Origin of the sequence: Alkalihalophilus pseudofirmus, from assembly GCF_029094545.1 — a bacterium.
Classification (GTDB): Bacteria; Bacillota; Bacilli; order Bacillales; family Bacillaceae_D; genus Alkalihalophilus; species Alkalihalophilus pseudofirmus.
Genome location: NZ_CP117835.1, coordinates 3793985 through 3816706, shown reverse-complemented (window position 1 = coordinate 3816706; position 22722 = coordinate 3793985). Strand labels below are relative to the sequence as shown.

19 protein-coding genes are annotated in these 22722 nt (G+C 42.5%); 13 read left to right on the top strand and 6 right to left on the bottom strand.

The window, feature by feature from the left end:
• The first annotated feature begins 16 nt into the window (after nt 1-16).
• The 5 genes from PQ478_RS19885 (at nt 17) to PQ478_RS19865 (ending at nt 4948) form a co-directional block, all read left to right on the top strand.
• A complete protein-coding gene (locus tag PQ478_RS19885) occupies nt 17-1033 on the top strand; it encodes a zinc-binding alcohol dehydrogenase family protein (RefSeq protein WP_289235343.1) in 1017 nt (338 codons plus the stop codon).
• Nucleotides 1034-1103: 70 nt separating this feature from the next.
• Nucleotides 1104-1736 (top strand): bifunctional 2-keto-4-hydroxyglutarate aldolase/2-keto-3-deoxy-6-phosphogluconate aldolase, encoded by a 633-nt coding sequence (locus PQ478_RS19880; RefSeq protein ID WP_354004542.1) that lies wholly within the window; start codon nt 1104-1106, stop codon nt 1734-1736.
• 19 nt (nt 1737-1755) lie between these two features.
• The gene (uxuA, locus tag PQ478_RS19875) at nt 1756-2865 is read left to right on the top strand and encodes a mannonate dehydratase (protein WP_289235342.1); all 1110 of its coding nucleotides are present in this window, start codon (nt 1756-1758) and stop codon (nt 2863-2865) included.
• Nucleotides 2849-3697 carry an SDR family oxidoreductase gene (locus PQ478_RS19870; RefSeq protein ID WP_289235341.1) on the top strand — a complete coding sequence of 283 codons (849 nt, stop codon included), beginning with the start codon at nt 2849-2851 and terminating at the stop codon, nt 3695-3697. The genes uxuA and PQ478_RS19870 overlap by 17 nt, the downstream gene beginning before the upstream one ends.
• Before the next feature lie 252 nt (nt 3698-3949).
• On the top strand, nt 3950-4948 hold the full coding sequence (locus PQ478_RS19865; RefSeq protein WP_289235340.1) for a nuclease-related domain-containing protein: 999 nt from the start codon (nt 3950-3952) through the stop codon (nt 4946-4948).
• A 329-nt stretch (nt 4949-5277) separates the two neighbouring features.
• Here PQ478_RS19865 and PQ478_RS19860 read toward each other — a convergent pair whose 3' ends face one another.
• From PQ478_RS19860 to hmpA, 3 genes are all read right to left on the bottom strand, one after another.
• Entirely contained in the window at nt 5278-6036 is a 759-nt protein-coding gene (locus PQ478_RS19860) for a zinc ribbon domain-containing protein (RefSeq protein ID WP_289235339.1), read from the bottom strand.
• A 21-nt stretch (nt 6037-6057) separates the two neighbouring features.
• Nucleotides 6058-7569: a zinc ribbon domain-containing protein gene (locus PQ478_RS19855; protein ID WP_289235338.1), complete on the bottom strand. Its 1512-nt coding sequence runs from the start codon at nt 7567-7569 to the stop codon at nt 6058-6060.
• 264 nt (nt 7570-7833) lie between these two features.
• The gene (hmpA, locus tag PQ478_RS19850; protein WP_289235337.1) at nt 7834-9057 is read right to left on the bottom strand and encodes an NO-inducible flavohemoprotein; all 1224 of its coding nucleotides are present in this window, start codon (nt 9055-9057) and stop codon (nt 7834-7836) included.
• A gap of 133 nt (nt 9058-9190) precedes the next feature.
• On the opposite strand from hmpA, the gene PQ478_RS19845 reads away from it, so the two are divergent.
• From PQ478_RS19845 to PQ478_RS19825, 5 genes are all read left to right on the top strand, one after another.
• The gene (locus PQ478_RS19845) at nt 9191-9892 is read left to right on the top strand and encodes a Crp/Fnr family transcriptional regulator (RefSeq protein ID WP_289235336.1); all 702 of its coding nucleotides are present in this window, start codon (nt 9191-9193) and stop codon (nt 9890-9892) included.
• Between the two features lie 189 nt (nt 9893-10081).
• Nucleotides 10082-12757 (top strand): alpha-amylase family glycosyl hydrolase, encoded by a 2676-nt coding sequence (locus tag PQ478_RS19840; protein ID WP_289235335.1) that lies wholly within the window; start codon nt 10082-10084, stop codon nt 12755-12757.
• A 758-nt stretch (nt 12758-13515) separates the two neighbouring features.
• A complete protein-coding gene (gene pgsB / locus PQ478_RS19835; RefSeq protein ID WP_289235334.1) occupies nt 13516-14706 on the top strand; it encodes a poly-gamma-glutamate synthase PgsB in 1191 nt (396 codons plus the stop codon).
• Nucleotides 14707-14722: 16 nt separating this feature from the next.
• Nucleotides 14723-15172: a poly-gamma-glutamate biosynthesis protein PgsC gene (gene pgsC, locus PQ478_RS19830; RefSeq protein ID WP_022629318.1), complete on the top strand. Its 450-nt coding sequence runs from the start codon at nt 14723-14725 to the stop codon at nt 15170-15172.
• 12 nt (nt 15173-15184) lie between these two features.
• On the top strand, nt 15185-16345 hold the full coding sequence (locus PQ478_RS19825) for a CapA family protein (protein ID WP_075681973.1): 1161 nt from the start codon (nt 15185-15187) through the stop codon (nt 16343-16345).
• A gap of 40 nt (nt 16346-16385) precedes the next feature.
• On the opposite strand, the gene PQ478_RS19820 is transcribed toward PQ478_RS19825, so the two are convergent.
• The gene (locus PQ478_RS19820) at nt 16386-17834 is read right to left on the bottom strand and encodes a C40 family peptidase (protein ID WP_289235333.1); all 1449 of its coding nucleotides are present in this window, start codon (nt 17832-17834) and stop codon (nt 16386-16388) included.
• 171 nt (nt 17835-18005) lie between these two features.
• On the opposite strand from PQ478_RS19820, the gene ggt reads away from it, so the two are divergent.
• The 3 genes from ggt to PQ478_RS19805 all read left to right on the top strand — a co-directional run bounded on the left by ggt (nt 18006) and on the right by PQ478_RS19805 (nt 21045).
• Nucleotides 18006-19604, top strand: a complete 1599-nt coding sequence (ggt, locus tag PQ478_RS19815; RefSeq protein ID WP_289235332.1) for a gamma-glutamyltransferase — start codon at nt 18006-18008, stop codon at nt 19602-19604.
• Nucleotides 19605-19636: 32 nt separating this feature from the next.
• Nucleotides 19637-20467 carry an SGNH/GDSL hydrolase family protein gene (locus tag PQ478_RS19810; RefSeq protein WP_289235331.1) on the top strand — a complete coding sequence of 277 codons (831 nt, stop codon included), beginning with the start codon at nt 19637-19639 and terminating at the stop codon, nt 20465-20467.
• A gap of 440 nt (nt 20468-20907) precedes the next feature.
• On the top strand, nt 20908-21045 hold the full coding sequence (locus PQ478_RS19805; protein ID WP_289235330.1) for a hypothetical protein: 138 nt from the start codon (nt 20908-20910) through the stop codon (nt 21043-21045).
• Nucleotides 21046-21125: 80 nt separating this feature from the next.
• Here the strand turns inward: PQ478_RS19805 and PQ478_RS19800 are convergent, their stop codons facing one another.
• Nucleotides 21126-21611 carry an STAS domain-containing protein gene (locus PQ478_RS19800; protein WP_289235329.1) on the bottom strand — a complete coding sequence of 162 codons (486 nt, stop codon included), beginning with the start codon at nt 21609-21611 and terminating at the stop codon, nt 21126-21128.
• Nucleotides 21612-21759: 148 nt separating this feature from the next.
• Nucleotides 21760-22722 (bottom strand): hypothetical protein, encoded by a 963-nt coding sequence (locus tag PQ478_RS19795; protein ID WP_289235328.1) that lies wholly within the window; start codon nt 22720-22722, stop codon nt 21760-21762.

Here is a 22722-nt window from a genome sequence, read left to right as displayed (position 1 = left end):
AGGAGGCGTCTAGATCATGAAAGTTGTAAATGTTGAGGAAGCTGGTTCAATTGCAGTTATTGAAAAAGAAGTACCAGACATTAAAGCGGCAAATGAAGTGCTGATGCGTGTCCGTATGGTAGGAATTTGCGGGTCAGATATGCATATCTACCACGGGACCAATCCATTAGCTACGTATCCGCGGATCATCGGACATGAGGTGACAGGTGAAGTCGTCAAAGCGGGGGAGAGTGTTTCCCGTTTAAAAGAAGGCGATAAGGTGGTACTAGAGCCAATTGATACATGCGGCGAGTGTTATGCATGCCGTAATGGTCGAGCAAATGTGTGCGAAAAGCTTGAAGTGTATGGTGTCCACCGAGACGGCGGGATGCAGGAATATATGGTCGTAAACGAAGCTCACCTTCATAAAGTGAATGCATCCATTCCATTTGAAGATTCGGTATTAGTCGAGCCATTTACGATCGGGGCACAAGCCAACTGGCGCGGAAATGTTCAAAAAGGGGATACCGTTTTGATTCAAGGAGCAGGTCCGATTGGAATCTGCTGTCTAAAAGTAGCAAAACTGCTTGGAGCCACATGTTTTATCACCGATCTAAGTGAAGAACGATTAGACTTTGCCCTTAAGTGCGGAGCAGATAAAGTGATTCATGCTGGTAAAGAGGATGTAGTGGAGACGGTGATGAAAGCCACAGCTGGTGAAGGAGCTAATGTCGTGATTGATGCGGTATGTCTTCCGCAAACATTTGAACTAGGCATCCATGCAGCCTCCATTGCCGGACGTGTTGTGGTACTAGGGTTTGATGAGCGTCCATCAACAATCTCTCAGCTTCCAATAACAAAAAAAGAATTAACAATTGTCGGATCACGCCTGCAAACGAATCAATTTGAAAAAGTAATTAAGTGGATGGAAGAAAAAGAGCTGAATGTAGATGAAATGGTCACACATACCTTCTCCATTGATGAAATTAAAGAAGCGATGTCTTTCATTGAAAATAATCCAAATGAAGTACGAAAAGCAGTAATCTCCATGTAAGCACGATCTGCCCGCCCAATTAACGGGTGGGCATGATGTGTTGATTCGGGACTAACTTGATAAAAGGAGAATGATGATGAAAAGCTATCAAATTTTACAGAAGATGATCGATGCCGGAATCACAGCTGTCGTTCGCGGGGATACATTTGAAGAGGCAGCCACAATTGCCAAAGGCTGTATTGAAGGCGGCGTGACATCCATTGAAGTAACGTTCACAACACCAGATGCAATGCGTTTAATTAAGCAATTAAGCTCACAATACCCTGATATTACAGTAGGTGCAGGAAGTGTCTTAGATTCAGAAACAGCTAGAATCGCGATCTTAAATGGAGCGGAGTATGTCGTTTCCCCGTGCTTTGATGCCGGCGCGGCTAAGCTCTGTAATCGATACCAAGTCCCTTATGTACCAGGCTGTATGACAATCCGTGAAATGAAGGAAGCGACAGAATACGGCGTTGCGTTAATTAAACTATTTCCAGGAAACCAATTTGAGCCATCCTTTATCAAATCGGTTAAAGGACCTCTCCCGCATGTAGCAATCATGCCGACTGGCGGAGTAAATGCTTCGAATGCCAAGGAATGGATTAAAAACGGGGCAGCTGCAGTTGGAGTCGGAAGTGACTGGAATAAAGCTTTAAAAAACTCCGGTGTAGAAGGTGTAGTGGAAGCAGCGAAAGTGTATGTGGAGCTATTAACTAACTAAAAAGGGAGGGAATAAGATCATGAGAATGGTATTTAGATGGTTTGGAGACGGCAATGATCATGTGGCGTTAAAAGAAGTTAAACAAATCCCAGGTGTCGAAGGGATTGTCTGGTCTTTGCATGATGTTCCTGCAGGTGAAGAGTGGCCGATTGAGAAGATTCATGCGGTGAAAGAACAAGCCGAAGAACATGGTTTACATATCGAAGTGGTAGAAAGCGTAAATATTCACGAAGATATTAAACTCGGCCTTCCAACAAGAGATCACTACATTGAAGCGTACAAGAAAACAATTGAGAAATTAGCAAGTGTCGGCGTCAAAGTGATCTGCTACAACTTCATGCCTATTTTTGATTGGCTTCGGACAGATCTTGCGAAGGAACTAGAAGACGGTTCCACTGCGCTGTTTTACGAAGGATCAAAAATCCATGATATCGATCCAATGGATTTGGTCAAAAAGATTAATGAGAATTCAGAGCTGACCATGCCCGGCTGGGAACCTGAGCGTCTTGCTGATTTAACAAAGCTGTTTGCTGCCTATAAAGATGTGACAGAAGAAGACTTAATGAGCAATCTTCATTATTTCCTAGAAAATATCATTCCAGTTGCCGAGCAGCATGATATCAAAATGGCGATCCATCCAGATGATCCACCATGGTCTATATTCGGTCTCCCACGCATCGTTAGAAATAAAGAGAATTTGCAGCGTATCTTAAATCTTGTAGATAGTCCTTCAAATGGTCTAACTCTATGCAGCGGATCATTGGGATCGAACCCTGATAATGATGTGGCTGATATGGTACGAGAATTTGCCGATCGAATTCCTTTTGCCCATATTCGTAATGTCCGTATTTATGAAAACGGTGATTTCATCGAAACATCACACAGAACGCAGGACGGCTCTCTAGATATTACAGACATTGTAACGGCCTATCACGAAAATGGATTCACAGGCTATGCCCGCCCCGATCACGGCCGTCATATTTGGGATGAAAAATGCCGTCCGGGCTACGGGCTGTATGATCGTGCCCTTGGGATTATGTACATCTGGGGGATATGGGATGCATTAAGCAGGGAGCAAAATCAAAGCCAAAGCAAAGCAGGAGGCCTAAACGATGCTAGCAATCAATGAAAATTTAAAAGGTAAAGTAGCGGTCATTACAGGCGGAAGCGGCGTGCTGTGCAGTGCGATGGCAAGAGAGCTAGGACGCCAAGGCGTGAAAGTAGCAATCTTAAATCGTACCGCTGAAAAAGGAAAGCAAGTGGAGCAGGATATTATCGAGGCGGGCGGCGAGGCGTTGGCGATCGCATGCGATGTCCTTGATTTAAACAGTATCGTAGAAGCGGATAAAGTGATTACAGAAACGCTTGGCGTATGCGACATTTTGATTAACGGGGCAGGCGGCAATCATCCAAAAGGAACGACAACAAATGAAATCTTCCGAAAAGAAGATTTAACGGATGACTCGGTAAATACATTCTTTGATATGAGCAGCGAAGGCTTCCAGCATGTATTTAACTTGAATATTCAAGGGACGATTAATACCACGCAAGTATTCTTGAAGCGCATGGTCGATAAAGAAGGCGCCGTTGTTATCAATATTTCGTCAATGAGCGCACCATCTCCAATGACAAAGGTGCCTGCATACAGCGCTGCAAAGGCAGCTATTGATAATTTCACGCAATGGCTCGCCGTTCACATGGCTCAGTCAGGCGTACGTGTCAACGCGATCGCACCAGGATTCTTTTTAACAGAACAGAATCATAAGCTGTTGAAAAATGAAGACGGCAGCTTAACAGAGCGTTCGGAGAAGATTATTACGCACACACCAATGCGCCGCTTCGGCGATCCGGAAGATCTGCTCGGCACATTACTGTGGCTGGCAGATGAGAATATGTCCGGATTCGTTACAGGCATCACCGTGCCAGTTGACGGCGGGTTTATGGCGTATTCAGGAGTGTAAGGATGAGGGCACAACCGCTGGGGCGGTTGTGTTTTTCCATATATTTGCTGCGTTTGTTCGAATTAATCGGGATGTTGTTCGAAATAATGGAGAAGATGAACGAATGATGAGTAACTCTGTTCGAATTACATCAAATCATGTTCGAATTATTAGCCACACACCCTAATAACGTCTCAAAATAAAGGACAAACCATTCAATTTGTCGAAGTTCTTCATCTGCTAAACCTCTACCAAACCGCAAAGGAGCCCTATATGATTGCCAAACCTCGCAAAATCCCCGTTCATATTGACAAATTAGAAGCTCTCCTCCGCAGAATCCCTGCTCATCATCCTAAAAAACCTCACATTGAAGCCGATCTTGCAAAACGAAAAGCCGGATATAAAGGAGAGTCCGCCCTCGATTATCACCTCAGCTTCCTGCCTCCAAAAGAGTACATCATCTTCCACGACCTTCGCCTACAGAGAGGCGAATATTTCTTTCAAATCGATACACTCATCCTCACTCCCACCTACATCCTTATCATCGAAGTGAAGCATCTCTATGGAACCCTCTCATTTGAACCAGAATTTCAACAGCTCATCCGCACAACTCCTGATGCAGAAGACACATTTCCAGACCCCATCATTCAAGTCCAAAAGCAAGCTAGTCAACTGCGTCAATTTTTAAAGAAACATAAGGTGCCGGATATACCGGTTGAAACGCTAGTAGTTATAACGAATTCGCAAAGCAGAATATCCCTTTCTGACTCTACGTCCTATACAAGAAAACATGTAATACGCGATACGGTTTTAGTGAAGCGGATAGAGAAGCTTAGCGTGCAATATCAAACGTTAATTTGTGAACCTAAAACAGTAAAGAAAGTTGTAAAGCTATTAATTAAATCTCACACATCCTCTGTTTTTGAGCCGCTGCTGGCTTATCAATTACAACGAAGTGACCTCATAAAAGGAGTGCACTGCCTCAAATGCTCCGCGCTTCCCATGTTAAGAGCAAACGGAAAGTGGAATTGCCAGCATTGCTGGTTCCGCTCAAATAATGCGCATATTAATAGCCTAATTGATTATTCCTATTTATTTGAAGGAAACATTACTAATAGAGAAGCTGCTGAATTTCTAAAAATTAATCCTTCTATATCAAAAAGACTGTTGACTTCCCTGCCGATTGAAAGAAAAGGAGTAACAAAGGCTAGGAGGTATCAATTAGATGTGACTGTATTAGCAGATTTCATAAAAAAACAAGGCATCGAGTAAGATCGACGCCTTGTTTCTGAGTTAATTCGAATAGGTTAGGAGATTTTTCGAACAAGATTAACGATATTTCGAACAAACTAGATCATAATTCGAACAAACCTTTACATAAATGTAAAATTCACCTCGGTCCAACCCAATCTACCTCGCCCTAAGCAACTCTCTTCCTCGCATTCATCTTAACAATTTACATTTAGGAGGATGTGGAAATGAAAAAACTTCTTCCGACCATATGTGGTACATACTCACTGGAAGAAGTTTTTGAATTATATCTACATTCCATCAAATGAAAGAAAAGGCATCAGCTTAGCCGATGCCTTTTCTTTTAAGCATTAAAATAAACTTCCGAAGCTAGTAAGTTCAGCGATGAAATCACTTACGATACTCTCACCGAACATATAAGTAACAATTAGCATGACAAGATAAGTAATAAGAATGCCGTAAAACTTGTCAATACCTATACCCGGCTGTGAAGGCAGAGACATGATGGTTGCTGCAATAGCAACAAAGTAAGAAATTAAACTTACTACAAGGAGCATGACGCCAAAACTCATTACAGAAAGTACCGCAAAGACATTTGCTAAAATAAGTACAGCAGCGGGAATGGTCAAAAGAGATCCAAACCTTGTTAAAACATCTAGAAATCCAATTTGTACCTTCATTAACTTAGAAACTGCAAAAATAATTCCGGTAATCCCAATTAAAATAATCATTGAAACAAACATTGGCACAATAACTATTTCTCCAAAAGAAGGAGAATAAAACCCCATACTCATTTTACTAAGTGCATTATAAAGAAAAAGAGGGAGCAGAAAAGCGTACAATACGATTGAAATGATCGCATTAATCATATTGGTGCTATTTAAAGATGTTGCAGATGAAAAAGGATTCCTTAATGATTGCTTAGCAAAGGTTACATATTGTTTACTAATTTTCTTCCCTTGATCAAGATATTGTTGATGATTAATTGTAGTAGTGGCAGCTGAATCACTAGTTGCCGATACCTCTTCTGCAGCTGCGAGTCTATGGCCGCAGCTCGTGCAAAATTTTGCCCCTTGGTCTAATGTGGTATTACAGTTTGGACAGCTCATAATTTGTAGTCTCCCTTAAATTTATAGTTCTAGCTCTTCAGCATTGTATGTTTTTTGAACCGTTTCTGAAGTTTCTTCAAAATAATCAAAATAGCCAAATTGATCATGGCTGTCTATTAACCAAGCCTGGTTCTCTTGGTCATAATGGAAGGTAACCCAATACTCTTCTTGCCTTTCATCCGTACTCTCTGATTCATAATATTGAGTTTCAAAGGTATACCTTATTGGCATAGAAATTTCCAGCTCTTCGTTTGAAGTATCGAGTCTCATATTTTGAGGATTAAAATAACCCTCTTTATATACGAAACTCTCATATGTCTCGCTATCAAAATCATTCGCAATACGATCATGGTAATCAGAAGTGACGATCGTAATTGAATGAACATCATCTGTCTCGTATGCATTCATTAATTGTTCACCAAATTGATGGCCTAAGTTAATAATATGTTCTTTATCTGTCTCGTTAACAATATTTTCCACATTTAAATCTACGTGCGAAGAATCAATCAATTTCTCCCCTGTCTTTACAGTACCCCAAGGGAATGACAATTCAGCATACACACTGATTGTTTCATCAAGGGACAGAGGGCCAATATCTGCTGAAGTTTGTAAAGTGTAGGGTGTCTCTTCATTATTAATAAAAATCTTGGAATCTTCTACATGATCCTCATAATCAGCATAAATAGTGACATAATCTCCATAAAGATTTAATTGGACATTAGAATAATTATTGTGTTGATAAAACAATTCAACAAATTGGGTTTCCTCTAATAGTGAATATTCATTGGAATACTCAGATTTTAGTTCGTAATAGCCAGGCATAAAAGGTCCTAACTCTTGAGTGAAATCGTAACTTGTAGCTGTAGTGACTGGCTCACCGTTTACTTTAATGACAGAATCCTCGTAATTAGTAGATACATATAAGTAAAAAGGAGTTACATTAATGCGATATTGGTCATAAAACAGTGCCGTTTTTCCCTCTTTTTGTAAATGGAAAACGGAAGGGAAGTCAGAGTTATAATCATAGTCATAATACTCTTCTTCTGCTGGCACTAAATCATTATTAATATCTAACATAGCTGCTTGCTGGTTAAGGTCACTCATTAAGCTTTCATAATAAGAGGGGTTATCTAATACATAATGGATAATACTTGCTGTACCTTCTTCATGAATTTCTAATCTTGGGTCACTTGAATGAAGGAGGGTTAATAATTTATCAGAGTCTTGCTCCAAAATAGCTGTTTTGAAAGATTCAATTACTCTTTCCTTGCTCGTTATTGAAGACATTATTTGGTGAAATGAAATGAGTAAAATAAATGCAAGTACAGCACTTAAGCCAAATAATTTCTGCTTCTTTGTAAGATCATTGAATGAGAAGCTTTTTTGGGGTGGGGATTTTTCTGCAACTGATGATGTGGTTGCTGCTATTTGCTGATTGGGGTTTTTTACATTATTTTGTGTAGGCGTGCCACACTCTGCACAAAAAACAGCACCAGCTTTTAACGGACTTCCGCACTCTTTACAAAATTTCATTCGTAACCTCCTAGTATATTAGTTATTCTATACTTAATAAAATACAGCCAAGGATATATTAATAATTTGAAAAATAATAATAAAAAAGTCACTCCTGTATACCTCTTAACTGAATCAAAAGCACTAATAATACTAACCCAAACAATACTTTATATCTATATATTCGACAAAATAAGTCAAAAAATAATTTTTAACAACTTGTTTACTAATAAAAAAAAGTACTGCTATAAGATAACAGTACTTTTAAAAAAGTTGAGACTATCATTAAATTTGCTCAACCGCTGCATCCAAGCTCGCCGCTGGTCCAAAGAACTCATAATGTACGCGCTCCTCGCTCACGCCTACCTCAGCTAAATACTGCTTCATTACTCTCATAAACGGAACCGGTCCGCAGAAGTAGAAGTCAGCCTCAGCTGCTACATCACTGACTGCACATTTCAGCCATTTCAGCTCAATCAAGCCTTTAAGATCGAACGCACCGAGTTCAACATCAGCTGTTGTCGGATTAGCATACACAGTATAATTCTTCACTTGATGATTCGCACTAGCCAGCTCTTCTACATGCTTGCCAAATGCTTGCACCGCACCATTTTCAGCTGCGTGGATGAAGATGACTTCACGCTCTGGCTGCTCTTCAACCAATGTGTTCAGCATGCTCATCATCGGAGTCACGCCGACCCCGCCGCCAATTAGAACCACTGGCTTATCAGAATCTGTATTTAAAACGAAATCTCCGGCTGGTGCTGTTAGCTCTACTTTATCGCCTTCAACCACTTTTTCATGCAAATAGCTTGATACGACGCCGTCATTTTCATGCTTCACGCTGATTCGGTAATAATCTTTTCCTGAAGCATCAGATAAGCTGTATTGACGAAGATGAGTATACTCGCTGTCTTCAGGCTTCACTTTAATCGTCACATATTGGCCGGCTTTAAATTCAGCAATCTTACCGCCGTCATATGGCTGTAAGTAGAAGGAGGTAATCACATCGCTCTCGACTACTTTTTTAGCGACGACAAATTCACGGAAATCAGCCCAGCCGCCATCTTGATTTTCAGCTTCCTCATACATTTCTTTTTCTACACCGATAAAGGCATCAGCAATCACGCCGTACGCCTCGCCCCATGCAGCGAGAATTTCATCGGTAGCCGCATCGCCTAACACATCTACCATAGCATCTAGTAATGTTTCGCCGACAATTGGATAATGCTCAGCCTTCACGCCAAGACTTCTATGCTTATGTCCGATTTGTTTTACAACCGGAATGATCTCTTCTAAGCGGTCGATATGAACAGCTGCCGCATACACTGAGTTTGCCAATGCTGTTTGCTGGCGTCCTTGTTTTTGATTTGCATGATTAAATATATTTAATAGTTCAGGGTGACGCTCGAATAATAGTTGGTAAAAACGAGTCGTAATCTTTGTTCCGTGGACTTCCAATACAGGAACCGTAGACTTTATAATAGAAATAGTTTCTTTAGATAACATATGCACTCGCCCCTTCTCGTCTTCTGTTTTCTACACTTATGAGTATAGCTCGCAGCAGTTGGCAGGGGTGTGATATACATCACAATAGATGTGACTAACTGGTGAAATCTAACAGGTAATAGGAGGGACCTTCATGCTAAATACGGATACGATTAAAGAGTTATTAACTCATTTTCCGCTGTTTAAACGACTCGACGATACGGCGCTCGATCAGATTGTTAATATATCAATATATCGCGAGTGGGGACGGGGCAGCCATATTTTTATGCAGGATGAACAGATTGAAAATGTGTATTTCATTTACAGCGGCCGCATCAAAATATATAAGGCCGATAACCGCGGCCGCGAGCAAATTGTAGCGATCTTACGAGAAGGCGAGATGTTTCCTCATGTCGGTTTCTTTAGAAAAGGCGGTTATCCTGCCTATGCTCAGGTGATCGACCGTGCCCAGCTTGTCGTGATTCCGATAAATGATTTTGAAGACATTCTCCGTAAAAATCCAGAACTGTGCATCCAAGTGTTCCATGTGCTAGGTGAGAAGATTGTTGACTTGCAAGACCGTCTTGAAGCGCAAATCGTCAACAATACATACGAGCAAATTATTAAATTGATTATCCGCCTCGGAGATACCAATGGTGAGGTTGCAAAAGACGATACAACAGTGATCAAATCCGATTACACTAACCAGCAGCTAGCCAAAATGATCGGCACGACAAGGGAGACCGTCAATCGTACGTTAACCAAGCTCCGTAAAGAAGGCTTGTTAAAAGAAAGCGAAGAAAGCAGGCTCTGTTTTGTTCGCGCGGAAATGGAGGGGAAGCTCTACGGCGAGTAGTGTTTCCTCTTCTGTAAATAAAAAAGACCTATTCCGCTCCTATTCTTCGACAACTCCTTATCTCCTCTTGTGCAACCGATTGCCTATTTTTCGGAAAATTATTGCATTAATAAATAAAACCATACTACAATGAAAACTAGTAAGCGTTTTCAGAAATGCTAAAATCCGAGAAAAAGAGGGGAGAATAAGATGAAAAAGAGTTTAGTCTTAATAATGGTATTAAGCCTTTTATTATCTCTGTTTGTGCAACCGTTTGCACAAACGAACAAAGCGGAGGCTGCAGGCGACCAAGTATACGATAAAGTCGTTCTGCGCGGGGAATCACCGCTGCGCTGGGACGGGGAGAACAACCCGCTCACATTTGATGAGTCCGAAGGCTTATGGAAGAGTGAACCTGTCACACTTTCCGGCGGAATTCAGTTTGAGTATAAATTTGTCATGAATAACGAGTGGCTCCCTGGTGACAATTTACGATTCCAGGTGCCGCAGACAGGCGAATATGAATTTTATTTTGACCCTGGCGATCAGCGTAAAGTTGACGTAAGGCCGGCAACTGAGTATGACGGGGCGATTACGCTTCATTTAACGGTGCCAGAAGATACACCCGGTTGGGCCGTACCAACAGTCGCAACGAGCAATAACAGCTTCAATTACAGCGTGACTTCACTAGAGCGGGAAGGTGAGGTGTTCACTGTTACGTTAAACGGCCATGCGGGCGAGGAGATCGAATACCGCTACGGGCTAGGTGATTCGAAGTACCGTGAAGTTATTGATGCCAACCGCACCGCAACGTTTACGGAAGAAGGAACGATTGTATTCGACACGGTAACAGAATGGACAGGCCTTCCTGTCGCTAAAAATGTCTCGCATAATTTTAACCACAACCCGTTCATCCCATCTCCTAGTAATGATGTTGAGATTACAATAAAGGTGGAGCATTACGGCCCGATTGATGAGGGCGGAATCTACTTTACTACAGACGGAAGCACTCCAGCTGGCGCACGCGGGGAAGCAAGTTCTGGCGAGTTCTCTCCATTAGAGGTATTCGAAACAAAATCAGACGATCACTTGCAGCGTTCGACTTTAAAAGGGGTGATCCCTAAGCAAGCAGACGGCACGCCGGTAAAATATGTTGTCGATGTGTGGGCAGCTGAGGGCATTGGATCTCAATTTGCCGATACAAACAGCTTAACAAGCGTGGAAGCAACCGAGTTTGCTTACTATGTTGAGAATTACAGTTCACCAGACTGGGCGAAGGATGCCGTCATTTATCATATTTTTGTCGATCGCTTTTTTGATGGCAATACAGATAATAATTTCGGGGTAGATCCAAGTCTGCCGCTGGAAGAAGCATTAAAAGACTGGATGGGCGGTGACCTTGAAGGCGTACTTGCAAAGCTTGATTACATTGAAGAGCTTGGTGTGGATACGATTTGGCTGTCGCCGGTATTTGAAGGTCCGTATTCGCACGGCTATCACCCGACAGACTTTATGGGCGTTGATCCGAATTTCGGCACACTTAAGGTATTAAAAGAATTAATTGATGAGGCGCATGATCGTGATATGAAAGTGATCTATGATTTTGTTCCGAATCACACATCAAGCAAGCATCCATTTTTCCAAGATGCGCTTAAAAATGGGGAGGACAGCCCGTATTACGATTGGTATACGTTCTATGAGGACGGCACTTATGAGACATTTTACGGGATTGAAGAGCTGCCGCAATTTAATAACGACCATCCGGAAGCACGTGATTATATGTTAAATGAGGTCGTTCCATTTTGGTTAGAAGAGCTTGAATTTGACGGCTTGCGCCTTGATTATGCAAAAGGTCCGAGCTACAGCTTCTGGGTCGATTTCCGCGATAAAGTAAAATCAATTGATCCTGACATGTATGTGTTCGGCGAGGTATGGGACAGCCGCGAGAAAATTTCGAGCTATGCTGGAAAACTTGACGGTTCACTGGACTTCGGCTTCCACGATACGTTTAAAGGAACATTTGCTTTTGACGGTTCAATGCAGTCTGTCGTGAACTATGTCGAGGAAAATGAAGCTGTGTATCACCCGGAATATATTATGACGACATTCCTAGATAATCATGACTTACCGCGCTTCTTATATGAAGCAGGCAATAACACAGACAAGCTGAAGCTGGCATCATTTACGCAATTTATGCTGCCGGGCTCACCAGTTATTTATTACGGAACAGAAGTCGGTCTCTCGCAAAGTGCGAACCATAATGAATTTAATGACTGGAAAGACCGCTGGTATCGCGAGTTCATGATTTGGGATGAAGAAAAACAGGACCAGGAACTGCTCAGTCATTACCAAGAAATAATCGAGCTCCGTCAAACCCACTCAGCCCTTCGCACAGGGGACTTTCATGCGCATGCTGCAACACGCGATGCTCTTCTATTTGAGCGCAGCAATGAGGACGAGCGTTTGATTGTTGCTGTCAATAAAGGAGCAGAAGCTGTGCTAGCGTTGGATGAAGAACTTGAATTGGAGAATCTAGTAACAGGTGAGAGAGTGTTAGCGGATGAGCTGACAATAGGAGCGAATTCATTTGCTGTCTATCAAGTGGTTAAGGAAGAAGAGGTCATTGAGCATGTTGCGCTGCGTGGCGTACATGCAGAGGACATCGCCTTATCTTATGACGAAGCAGCAGGTGTGTGGCGCTCGTCAGGCATCCATTTAAAAAATAAGCAGACTGTGACGTTTGAATATGTAATAAACGGAAGAGAATCGACAGGTGAGTTAACATTTACGCCAGATCGAGGCGGAAAATTTGAATTTGTCTTTGATCCGGCGGAGCCAGAGCAAGTAAGAGTGCTCCATCCGAGTGATAAGCGAGGTCAGAAATAAGAAAAGTGCGCTGCGGCGCACTTTTTTTGTTGGGTTTCAGCATTGTAGGAGATTATCTTAGCAAATGGAGGAGTCATTCTAGCAAATGCAGCAAAATATTGGAAAAAGTCATCTGCTCAAGCCATAATTCGACCAAAAATCCCAATTATTCGAATAAGCATCCCGATAATTTGAACAAACCCATCATTAATTCAAACAACTTTCCACTTATTTCGAACAAATGCAGCAAAATATTGGAAATACACCCGCCATCCGCACCCGCTCCCTCCTCCAAATGCCCCGCTTACACCTAAAGGAACAGTAATATTTTGGAAAAACACCATTCCATCCTTATCGAATCCGCTTTAATTCTCCACATTCTCCCAACCTCAAAAACTATAGGTCCCGCATTGGTCGCATAGTACGTGAATATGAAAAAATGTCAACAAATCTGACTTGACCGCGAATAAACCGCATACCTACAGTCTTTAATGTGGAAAGGGTATCTATGTCCTACTAACTCGCTAAGTAAATATGTAACCATCTTCTCATATATCGCTTTAATGTACGAAAGTGGCAGCCTGATTTATAAGCCGGATGTTCTACTTTTATTCAGCTCGAACGACGTACAGCCAAAAGGGCAGTCGTTTGATTATAATGTGCTATGGCAAGCCATTGTTCATGAATATTTCAAATTTGTGAGCTTTCGGGGACGCGGTGCCTATTGCACCACTAAATGTCCTGCGATGGTTAAAAAAAACAGAAAAGAGGTATATGAAATGGCTTTTATACCGATCTCCATTTTTGTCATTTTTATTTTGGTGCTTGGAATTAGAGAGAAGATTATTCACAAACGAAACATCGACTCCATTCCCGTACGCGTCAACATTAATGGAATCAGAGGAAAATCAACCGTCACGCGCCTAGTAACAGGAGTGATCACAGAGACGGGCAAAAGAACAATTGGAAAGACAACCGGTACATCAGCACGAATGATTTACTGGAACAAGAAAGAAGAGAAGCCGATCAAGCGTCGTCTTGAGGGGCCGAATATCCGCGAGCAGCGGATCGTAGTAAAAGAAGCAGCAGATCTTGATGCCGAAGTTCTTGTTAGTGAATGCATGGCCGTTAACCCGGACTATCAGATCACGTTCCAAGAAGAAATGGTACAAGCAAACATCGGTGTCATTGTTAATGTGCTTGAAGATCACATGGATGTGATGGGACCGACACTAGATGAAGTGGCGCAAGCCTTTGTTGCAACGATTCCTTATAACGGACATCTCATTATTACGGAGAGCCCGTACACGGACTACTATAAGGAAATTGCGGAAAAACGTAATACGAAAGTCATCGTCGCAGACAACTCAAGAATTTCAGAGGCTTTTTTAAAGCAGTTTGAATACATGGTGTTCCCGGAAAATGCCTCACTTGCTCTTGCTGTTGCAGAAGCGCTTGGCATAGATGAAGAAACAGCTTTCCGCGGCATGTTAAATGCCCACCCAGACCCTGGTGCGATGCGGATTATTCCGATGGATGACCATTCAAATCAGACATCGTATTTTGTAAATGGATTCGCAGCAAACGATGCGGCATCGACAATAAACATTTGGAAGCGTGTGGAGCTGTTAGGCTATCCGACAAAGCAGCCGGTCATTATTATGAACTGCCGTGAGGACCGCGTTGAGCGGACTGAACAGTTTGCCCGGGACGTACTGCCTCATATAGAGATGGACAAGCTCGTTGTAATCGGGGAGAGTGTATCGCCGATTGTCGATGCATTTGAAGATGGATTGATTCCAGCAAATGAGATTGTTAATTTCGAAGGGGCATCTACTGATGAGATTGCCGACTACTTATACGATGTAATGGCATCAACGACGATTTATGGCGTAGGAAACATTCACGGGGCAGCCGAGCCATTAATCGAGAAATTAAATCAATATAAAGTGAAGAGATTAGCGAGTTAGACGAGGAGGAGCTAAGGTGTTTGGTACTGATTTATATGTGGCACTCGTAATTGGTGTCGTACTGAGCTTGGTCTATGCCGAGAAAACCGGCATCATGCCGGCAGGGCTGATTGTGCCTGGGTATTTGGCGCTTGTATTTGACCAGCCAGTATTTTTAATCATGATTTTTGCAATTAGTTTTTTAACCTACTTAATTGTTGTGTACGGAATTTCAAAAATAACGATTTTATATGGCCGCAGAAAGTTCGCGGCAATGCTTACGACGGGGATTGTGTTGAAACTCGTCTTCGACTTCTTCTATCCGGTCATGCCCTTTGAGATCCATGAGTTTAGGGGTCTCGGCGTCATCGTGCCCGGATTAATTGCAAACACTATTCAAAAACAAGGTGTGACGCCGACTGTATTAAGTACACTCGCACTAAGCGGGATCACATTTGCGATTATTTCGCTGTTTTACTTACTGTAGGGAGGGATAACCATGAGTCAAAAACGTAAACTGACCTTCCCGGAAAAAGTGTTAATGAGCACGAAGAAGCATAAAGTGCATGCTAAAAAACATTCCATCATCGCATTCATCATATGTTTTATCATTTTAGCGAGTACCAGCTTCATTCGCCAGGCTGACGTGCCGACTGTGGCCAAAGAAGACGATTCAGTCTTTACGGCCTCGCTTGTGGGTGACATTATGTTTGGCCGGCATGTTGAAAAAGTAGCCGAACGACATGGCTATGATCATATGTTTGCTTATACAAAGCCATACTTTGAAGCAGCCGACTATGTGACAGGGAACTTAACAAGTCCAGTGCTCGATGAAGAAAGCTCAAAGCCGTTAAGTGAAGAAGAGATTTCAAGCTTAGTGGCTGATAAAGAGGCAATCAAAACGCTAGAAGACGCGGACTTTTCTGTCGTCAATCTAGCAAACAATCATTCATTTGAAATTGATTCGCCGCAAACGAAAGAAACATTAGAAGCAATCGATGAATCTGATGTGGAAGCAGTTGGAGTCGCAACGGATTATGACGCGGCCCAAGGCGTGTCATATACAAAACATAACGGGCTTGAAGTCGCAACAGTCGGGGTAACCGATGTTGTCGCGCCGTCAAATGCAGCAGCTGTCTTAACAACGGACCCAAACGAGGCACTGCCGTTAATTCGCGAGGCACGAAGCCAAGCTGATCTAGTGGTTGTGCATGTTCATGCCGGACAGGAGTATGACAGCTCACCGACAACACGTCAGGAAACGTTAATGAAAGCTTTCGCTGATGCCGGTGCTGATATTGTGATCGGGCACTATCCGCATGTGCTGCAATCAGTGGATGTGTACAATGACACGTTAATCTTGTATTCAATCGGAAACTTCGTCTTTGACCAAGGCTGGACGCGCACACGTGATACGGCTATTGCGCAGTACAACCTAAAAGAAGATGGGACAGCTGAAGTCGAGCTCGTTCCATTCCGTATTTACGAAGCGCAGCCGAAGCCGGTGGAAGGAGCGCTCAGCTTCTATCACCGCGGCAAGATTTTCAGACAGCTGACAAAGGATACGGAAAATACAGAGAGCATCAAACAACAGGATGATCGCCTGATTTTTGAAGTCGATCACAGTCATGTGCTGGCCCGTATGGATGATGCAAGATAAGAAAAAGGACTCCGGCGCATATTTGGCCGGAGTCACATTACTATAGAACGCGTCTTGCGCCGATATAACGAGGCGCCCAGTAGTCGCTTTTCTTATAATCAATAATTGTGGCACCTTGCAGCTGAGTCATCACAACCATTTGTCCGTTGCCAACATACACAGCAGGAATGATCGAGCTTCCTTGGAAGAAGAGGAGGTCTCCCCGTTCAGGCTCAGTCACCTCAACACCAGTGAGGATTTGCTGAGAACCGAAGCGCGGCAGGTCAAGTCCGACACTTTCTTTGTAAATGTACTGCACGAGATTGCCTGTATCAAAGCCAGTTTCAGGATCCATGCCATTAAGAGCATACGGTGTGCCAAGCAGAGCGCTCGCTTTTTGCACGACTGGATGATCAAGACGAAGGGTTAAATCATCAAAACGCTTCACACCCGTCATCCGCTCCTGCCAGTACGAGGCAATATAGCTGATTGTCGTCTCACCCTCGTCACCTGAGGCGTGAACCATGTAGTTCTGGCCGAGATAAATGCCGACATGAGAGATGCCGGGCTGCCAAGTATTTGAGAAATAAATCGCATCACCCGGACGAATCAAATCATCAAGGGACTGACGTTTAAAATCAATTTTGCCATCTAAGACGGTCGGGCCTACTTCCCACTGATTATACGTAATCCTTGGGAGGTGGACATCAAGTCCGTCGGCAAAGGCCATTTGAATTAAGTAGGAGCAGTCAAAACCAGCGAGTGTATTGCCGGTTAACACATACGGGGTATGGATATACCTCATCGCCTCACGTACTGCCGGATGCTCGTGATTCTCATACCTTCTCGGGTGGCTGAGACGAAGCTCATCACGAGAGTAGCGAACAGCACCAACATACGAGTTGGCGTAATAAGAGTCACGGTCAAGATGACGTTTAGCGACACCGTTAGAAGCAGCAATCACAAATTCTTGGTTGCCGACATAGATGCCGCTTATCACGCTGCTTGACCCTTGAAAGAAAACAAGGTCGCCAGGTGCAAGCTCAGACCGCTTCATCGGAGTGCCGGCTTCTTTTTGCCGTAACGGAATTTTAGAAAGCAGGCTGCCTGTGACATCTTTATACACGTAATGAACAAAGCTGCCGGTAGAAAACCCGTCACGCGGTGTCTCGCCGCGCTGATTATATGGTGTGCCGATTAAGGAAGTGGCACGGCTTGCAAGAGTAGAACCGGTCGTTTTTGTATTCGCAGCAACAGTACTTGTAGAACTACGATGTTTTCTTCCAATGTAGGAAGCGGCCCAAAATGGATCAGCCAGATCAATTTCAACAAGGCCTTTCTTACTAATGAAGCGCCCGTTGCCCATATAGGTGGCTTCGGTGTGCTTAAAATAAAGAATATCACCAACCTGAATCCCTGCTGCATCAATCTTTGTGCCTGAACTGGCATGCGTGTCTGCAGCGAAACTGACACTTGCGATATATATAAAAATGAAAAAAAGTACTTTCAAGAGGTTCACCTTCTATGAGTATTTGTGTGGTCTATACGTACTAATAAGATCGGTATAAACCAAGATAAATTGAGAGAAGATGATAAAAATAGTTCGAATTACACCCTAGAGAGGAGGGGTTGTTTGAAGATTAAATGAACGACTCTATTCATTCTGCTGCTCCTAATCATCTTGATTTTTTTAATTGTAGGAGACCGAGGCGGCGAACAAGAAACAGGCGACTTATCCTTGCCTGATGAAGAGGTGGAACAAGTGAAACATAAAGAAGGCTACGGCGTGAGCTCATCCAATCCGGTTGCCGTCGAAGTCGGGATGCGCGTGCTTGAGCAAGGCGGCAATGCAGTTGATGCTGCGGTCGCTGTATCCTTTGCGCTTGGCGTTGCCGAGCCATATGGATCCGGACTTGGCGGAGGCGGGACGATGCTAGTTCTGCCGAAACCAGACGCAGAGCCTGTCGTCTATGATTACCGAGAAACAGCCCCGAGAGATGGGAGGAAAAACAGCACCGGTGTACCTGGTCTTGTAAAAGGAATGCATGAGGTACATCACGATTACGGGGTGAAAAGTTTATATGATTTGCTCGAACCGTCAATCGACATTGCTGAAGGCGGGTTTGTAGTCGATACGTATTTAAGCCAGAGAATTCACGGCGCAAGGCACCGAATTGACCAGGATGCTGCGAGTCACTTTTTTCCTGATGATGAAGCAATTAAGGGAGGAGAGACGTTAAGGCAGGAGGACCTGGCTGAAACGTTGAAACGACTGCAGGAATACGGGTTAAATGATTTTTATGAAGGCGATATTGCCGAGGAGATTGCAAATAACTACTCTGATGTTTCAAAGCGTGACTTAGAAGAATACGAAGTTGTGAAAACGAAAGCCGCCAAAGGCAGCTTCTACGGCTATGACGTGTACACGGCAGGACCGCCGACAGCTGGGATCACCCTGATTCAAATGCTGCAGATGGCCGAAGCGTACAAGCTCGACCGGATTGATAAAACATCAGCGGACTATATTCACCTGCTCGGTGAGATGGCTAAGCAAGCATACAATGACCGCTTGTCTAATATCAGCGACCCGAAATTTACGGAAGTTGATACTGAAAAACTGGCAAGCGAGAAGTATTCAAGCAAGATGGCATCAGAGATCTCAACAGATGAGCTATCAGCTTCATTTGATGTAAACGACACACCGGCTGATGAAAATAATCATAATAACACGACTCATTTTGTAGTGATGGACCAGGACGGCATGGTCGTTTCAGCGACAAATACATTAAGTAACTTTTTCGGTTCAGGCAACATGGTGGAAGGCTTCTTTTTAAATAATCAATTAGCCAATTTCAGCTCAAATGATAAGTCACCGAATGCCTACGAGCCGCAAAAAAGCCCAAGAAGCTTTATCACACCGACTATTGTTAGAAGTGAAGACGGTGACGATGTAATGGGAATCGGCACCCCTGGCGGCAGACGGATCCCGCAAATATTAACACAAGTGATGATCAGCGCGATGTTTGATGACATCTCAATTCAGGAGGCGCTCGATCAGCCGCGCTTTATTGTAGAAGATGATGAGATCTTTATCGAAGAAGACATGCCGGATTCCATCGTCTCAGATCTTCGCAATAAAGGCTATCTTGTCAAAATTAATAACTCAGATATGTTCTATGGCGGCGTACAGGTGTTATCGAAATTTGGAGAAGACGGAGAAGTGACCGGAGCCGCGGATAAAAGACGCTCAGGCGTATGGAAAGCAAGAAGCACGGAATAACAGATAGATAGAAGAAAGCAGGTGGAGAGGATATGTTGAATTTATTAAAATCAATCGTGCCGCTCGCAGCAGTAGGTGTGCTGCTTGTGGCCCTCTATATGTTCAAACACGATGATATGCTGACAGAAGTAGAAGCAGGCGCAATCGATTATTTCTACACAGAGCTTGAGCAGCAAGAGATGTTGGCTGAATCACTAGGTGAAGCCCTTGATCATCCAAGATATGCAGAGAAAAAAGACCAGATCATCGCAAAATATAAAAACAACCAAACAATCTCAATCGCGGTCATCGGCTCCGATGCCCACGCACAAGGTGAAATCTTTGAAAATGGTCAAACGATTCAAATTCCATCATGGCCAGACTTAGCTGAAGAAGAGTTGAATGAATTATACGGCGAGGAAACATTTGATATTCAATATCTCTCAGGCTATAAAGACCTGACAACAAGCGAGTTCTACGCAGGTGAAGCCCTGCAGCAAATTGAAGCGATGAACCCAGATATCATTGTATTCGAGCCGTTTTTACTAAATGACCACTCAACTGTGCCGCTCGATAAAACGATGATGAATCTATCATCGATCGTGAGCGCCATCGATGCACAAATCGGCTCTTATGTGATCTTGCAGCCATCGCACCCGCTCTACAAACCAGAATTCTATCAAGAGCAGGTTGACGCATTAGAGAGATTTGCACAAGAAGAAGACCTCCCGTATCTTAATCACTGGGATACGTGGCCATTAACAAATGACCAAGAAATTGGTCAATATCTAGTTGAACTCCCAGACGGAAAATTCCGCCCAAATAAAAAAGGACACACTGTCTGGAGCGAAAAAATTGTCGATTATTTCGCGGGAAATGAATAAACATTAATAAGAAAAGGTATCGACTCGTGTCGATACCTCTTCATTTATATGGTGAAAGGTTATTGACTGAATGAAAATGAGGTAATTCGAATGACATCATCCATAATTCGAACAAACCCCAATTTATTTCGAACATCTCAGCTAATAATTCGAACAACATTCCGGATAATTCGAACAAATGCATTAAAATACTGGGAAATCTTCTCGGCAGTACCTCATGACAGCTCGCTATTCTAGCAACTTCCCAGCTAATCTTAGCAAACTAACCTCTAATCTTAGTAAACGCATATAGATTCCAGCGAAGTCCTCAATTATTCTAGCAAACATAAACAAATACTGGAAAATACCTCGATGCAATCCCTCCAAACTAGGTGTAAAAATACCCATACCAGGGTATAGAACTATAATAAGATAATTACACCAAGAGGAGGCACCCGATTATGAAAACAAACATTTCTGTCCAAGAGCTGCTCGACCATTTAGGCGAATACTCACGAGGTGACATTACGAGTTATGCCGCAGTAGTTACGCTTCTTGAGAAATTGGGTGTCTCTATACTTGAAGAAGAAATTAAATAACAGAAACCATTTAACAGAAAAAAGCAGCCTCTCACTAAAGAGGCTGTACTAGGGATTGATCCATTTGTTTTAATCCTATTTTATTTGTCTCCAACCTCTACTAACGCCAAACCTTTCTTTTTCATCAAATACTGTAGACCCGTCCGGAAAGTCGAATGTACAACTAATTGGCTCGTATCTATACCTGAGCGGATGATCTCTTGAACAAATGCAGAAGAAAATCCAGTAAAGATCGTCTCTACGCCCATTAAACGCATCGAATTTCTCAGCTGGGTAATTCGTTCGCCAAGCTGCTCCATTCCAAGATCCCCAACTTCGCGATAACTTATCGCCGTAAAATCTATAATCACCGAATCCGCCTTCTCGTGTGGAATGCGGGTTAATATTATTTCCTGGATAGTGGCAAAACGTTCATATGTGAGAGCTCCTGTTAGCGGAACGAGGATTGTTTTAGGAATGATTGACGGGATAATAGGTGCTGAGAGATCTTTTATTAATTCTTCTTTTTCTATTAACATACTCTTAAATTCCTCGACTTCTTTATTCATGTATGTTTCGTCGTTCATTGCTATTCAGTATCTCCTTTCACGATGTGAATGCCTTCTAAGAATATTATATATTAAAAAACAATACTATATATAGTATTATTATACGTCTTCTATGTAGAATAGCTAAGATGATGAAAAAATATTCTACACAGGTTAGATTAAATTCTCACGGAGCATTCCATATTAAATCGAAGAAGTGAACATCCTCATAATTTCCATCAGGTTTCCAGACAATGTCAACCCCTCTATGCTTCCAGTGTTGCGAATAAAAAGCTTCGTTTCTTATAGTTGCATAAAGACTCGCGATACCGTAAACAGCACCTGATTCAATTTTATTACCAACTAAAGTGTTCCGGTTGTACCTTCCAGAAATCATATTGTGCTCCTTCCACTCAGCAACGAGCCAATTCCAAAAAGGGTCAGTATTAAGTTGAAGTTGCTCTAGCTCTATAGCGATTAAAAGTTGATCAACCATATGCACCTCTTTATTTTCACTGAATGATTGAGAAGACAGATCATAAAGCTCAGGATAGAAAACCTCGTCATTGTGGGAAATTTCATAATACAGTTCTTTCATGTCCAATTGAGGGAAGATATCTATATTAGTTCCATAACTGAGAATAACTCGGGAGCTTTTAACCTTTAACTCCCAATCATAAAAGTCTGAAATATAGCTGTCCTTAATTTGGTGTTTAAAAATACTTCTTTTTATTTTCTGAGTTAAATTATCATCTGGGCCTAACACTTCTATAATTCTCCTATCGTCAATCCATGCATTAACGTTAGCTTCTTTATTCCCATCCAACTTCCATGCTAAAAAAGCATCATCACCTTTTTCTACCAGAAAATATTGATAAATAGTTTGTTTTTGTTTGTATATTTCTTCTGTAAGCTCTTGTGATTTTAGCCAATTCATATATAACCCATTTGACTCTAATAAATATTCCGTATTCTTTTTAGTGCCATAAGATCGAATCTTACCTGACTCTTCAAGATAGTGGTCAGTCAAAATATCTAAGAAATAGTCTTTACCCCACCCGGTCTTATTAGATGCATTAAATGTCAGTAATAATACAAAAAAAACTAGAAATAAAAAAATAGTGATCAAAATTAATATCATTTTTTTCAT

Bases quoted from the DNA above. Each gene is read 5' to 3' on its own strand.
- PQ478_RS19885 (WP_289235343.1), top strand. From the start codon at position 17: ATGAAAGTTGTAAATGTTGAGGAAGCTGGTTCAATTGCAGTTATTGAA.
- PQ478_RS19880 (WP_354004542.1), top strand. From the start codon at position 1,104: ATGATGATGAAAAGCTATCAAATTTTACAGAAGATGATCGATGCCGGA.
- uxuA (WP_289235342.1), top strand. From the start codon at position 1,756: ATGAGAATGGTATTTAGATGGTTTGGAGACGGCAATGATCATGTGGCG.
- PQ478_RS19870 (WP_289235341.1), top strand. From the start codon at position 2,849: ATGCTAGCAATCAATGAAAATTTAAAAGGTAAAGTAGCGGTCATTACA.
- PQ478_RS19865 (WP_289235340.1), top strand. From the start codon at position 3,950: ATGATTGCCAAACCTCGCAAAATCCCCGTTCATATTGACAAATTAGAA.
- PQ478_RS19860 (WP_289235339.1), bottom strand. From the start codon at position 6,036: ATGAGCTGTCCAAACTGTAATACCACATTAGACCAAGGGGCAAAATTT.
- PQ478_RS19855 (WP_289235338.1), bottom strand. From the start codon at position 7,569: ATGAAATTTTGTAAAGAGTGCGGAAGTCCGTTAAAAGCTGGTGCTGTT.
- hmpA (WP_289235337.1), bottom strand. From the start codon at position 9,057: ATGTTATCTAAAGAAACTATTTCTATTATAAAGTCTACGGTTCCTGTA.
- PQ478_RS19845 (WP_289235336.1), top strand. From the start codon at position 9,191: ATGCTAAATACGGATACGATTAAAGAGTTATTAACTCATTTTCCGCTG.
- PQ478_RS19840 (WP_289235335.1), top strand. From the start codon at position 10,082: ATGAAAAAGAGTTTAGTCTTAATAATGGTATTAAGCCTTTTATTATCT.
- pgsB (WP_289235334.1), top strand. From the start codon at position 13,516: ATGGCTTTTATACCGATCTCCATTTTTGTCATTTTTATTTTGGTGCTT.
- PQ478_RS19825 (WP_075681973.1), top strand. From the start codon at position 15,185: ATGAGTCAAAAACGTAAACTGACCTTCCCGGAAAAAGTGTTAATGAGC.
- PQ478_RS19810 (WP_289235331.1), top strand. From the start codon at position 19,637: ATGTTGAATTTATTAAAATCAATCGTGCCGCTCGCAGCAGTAGGTGTG.
- PQ478_RS19805 (WP_289235330.1), top strand. From the start codon at position 20,908: ATGAAAACAAACATTTCTGTCCAAGAGCTGCTCGACCATTTAGGCGAA.
- PQ478_RS19800 (WP_289235329.1), bottom strand. From the start codon at position 21,611: ATGAACGACGAAACATACATGAATAAAGAAGTCGAGGAATTTAAGAGT.
- PQ478_RS19795 (WP_289235328.1), bottom strand. From the start codon at position 22,722: ATGAAAAAAATGATATTAATTTTGATCACTATTTTTTTATTTCTAGTT.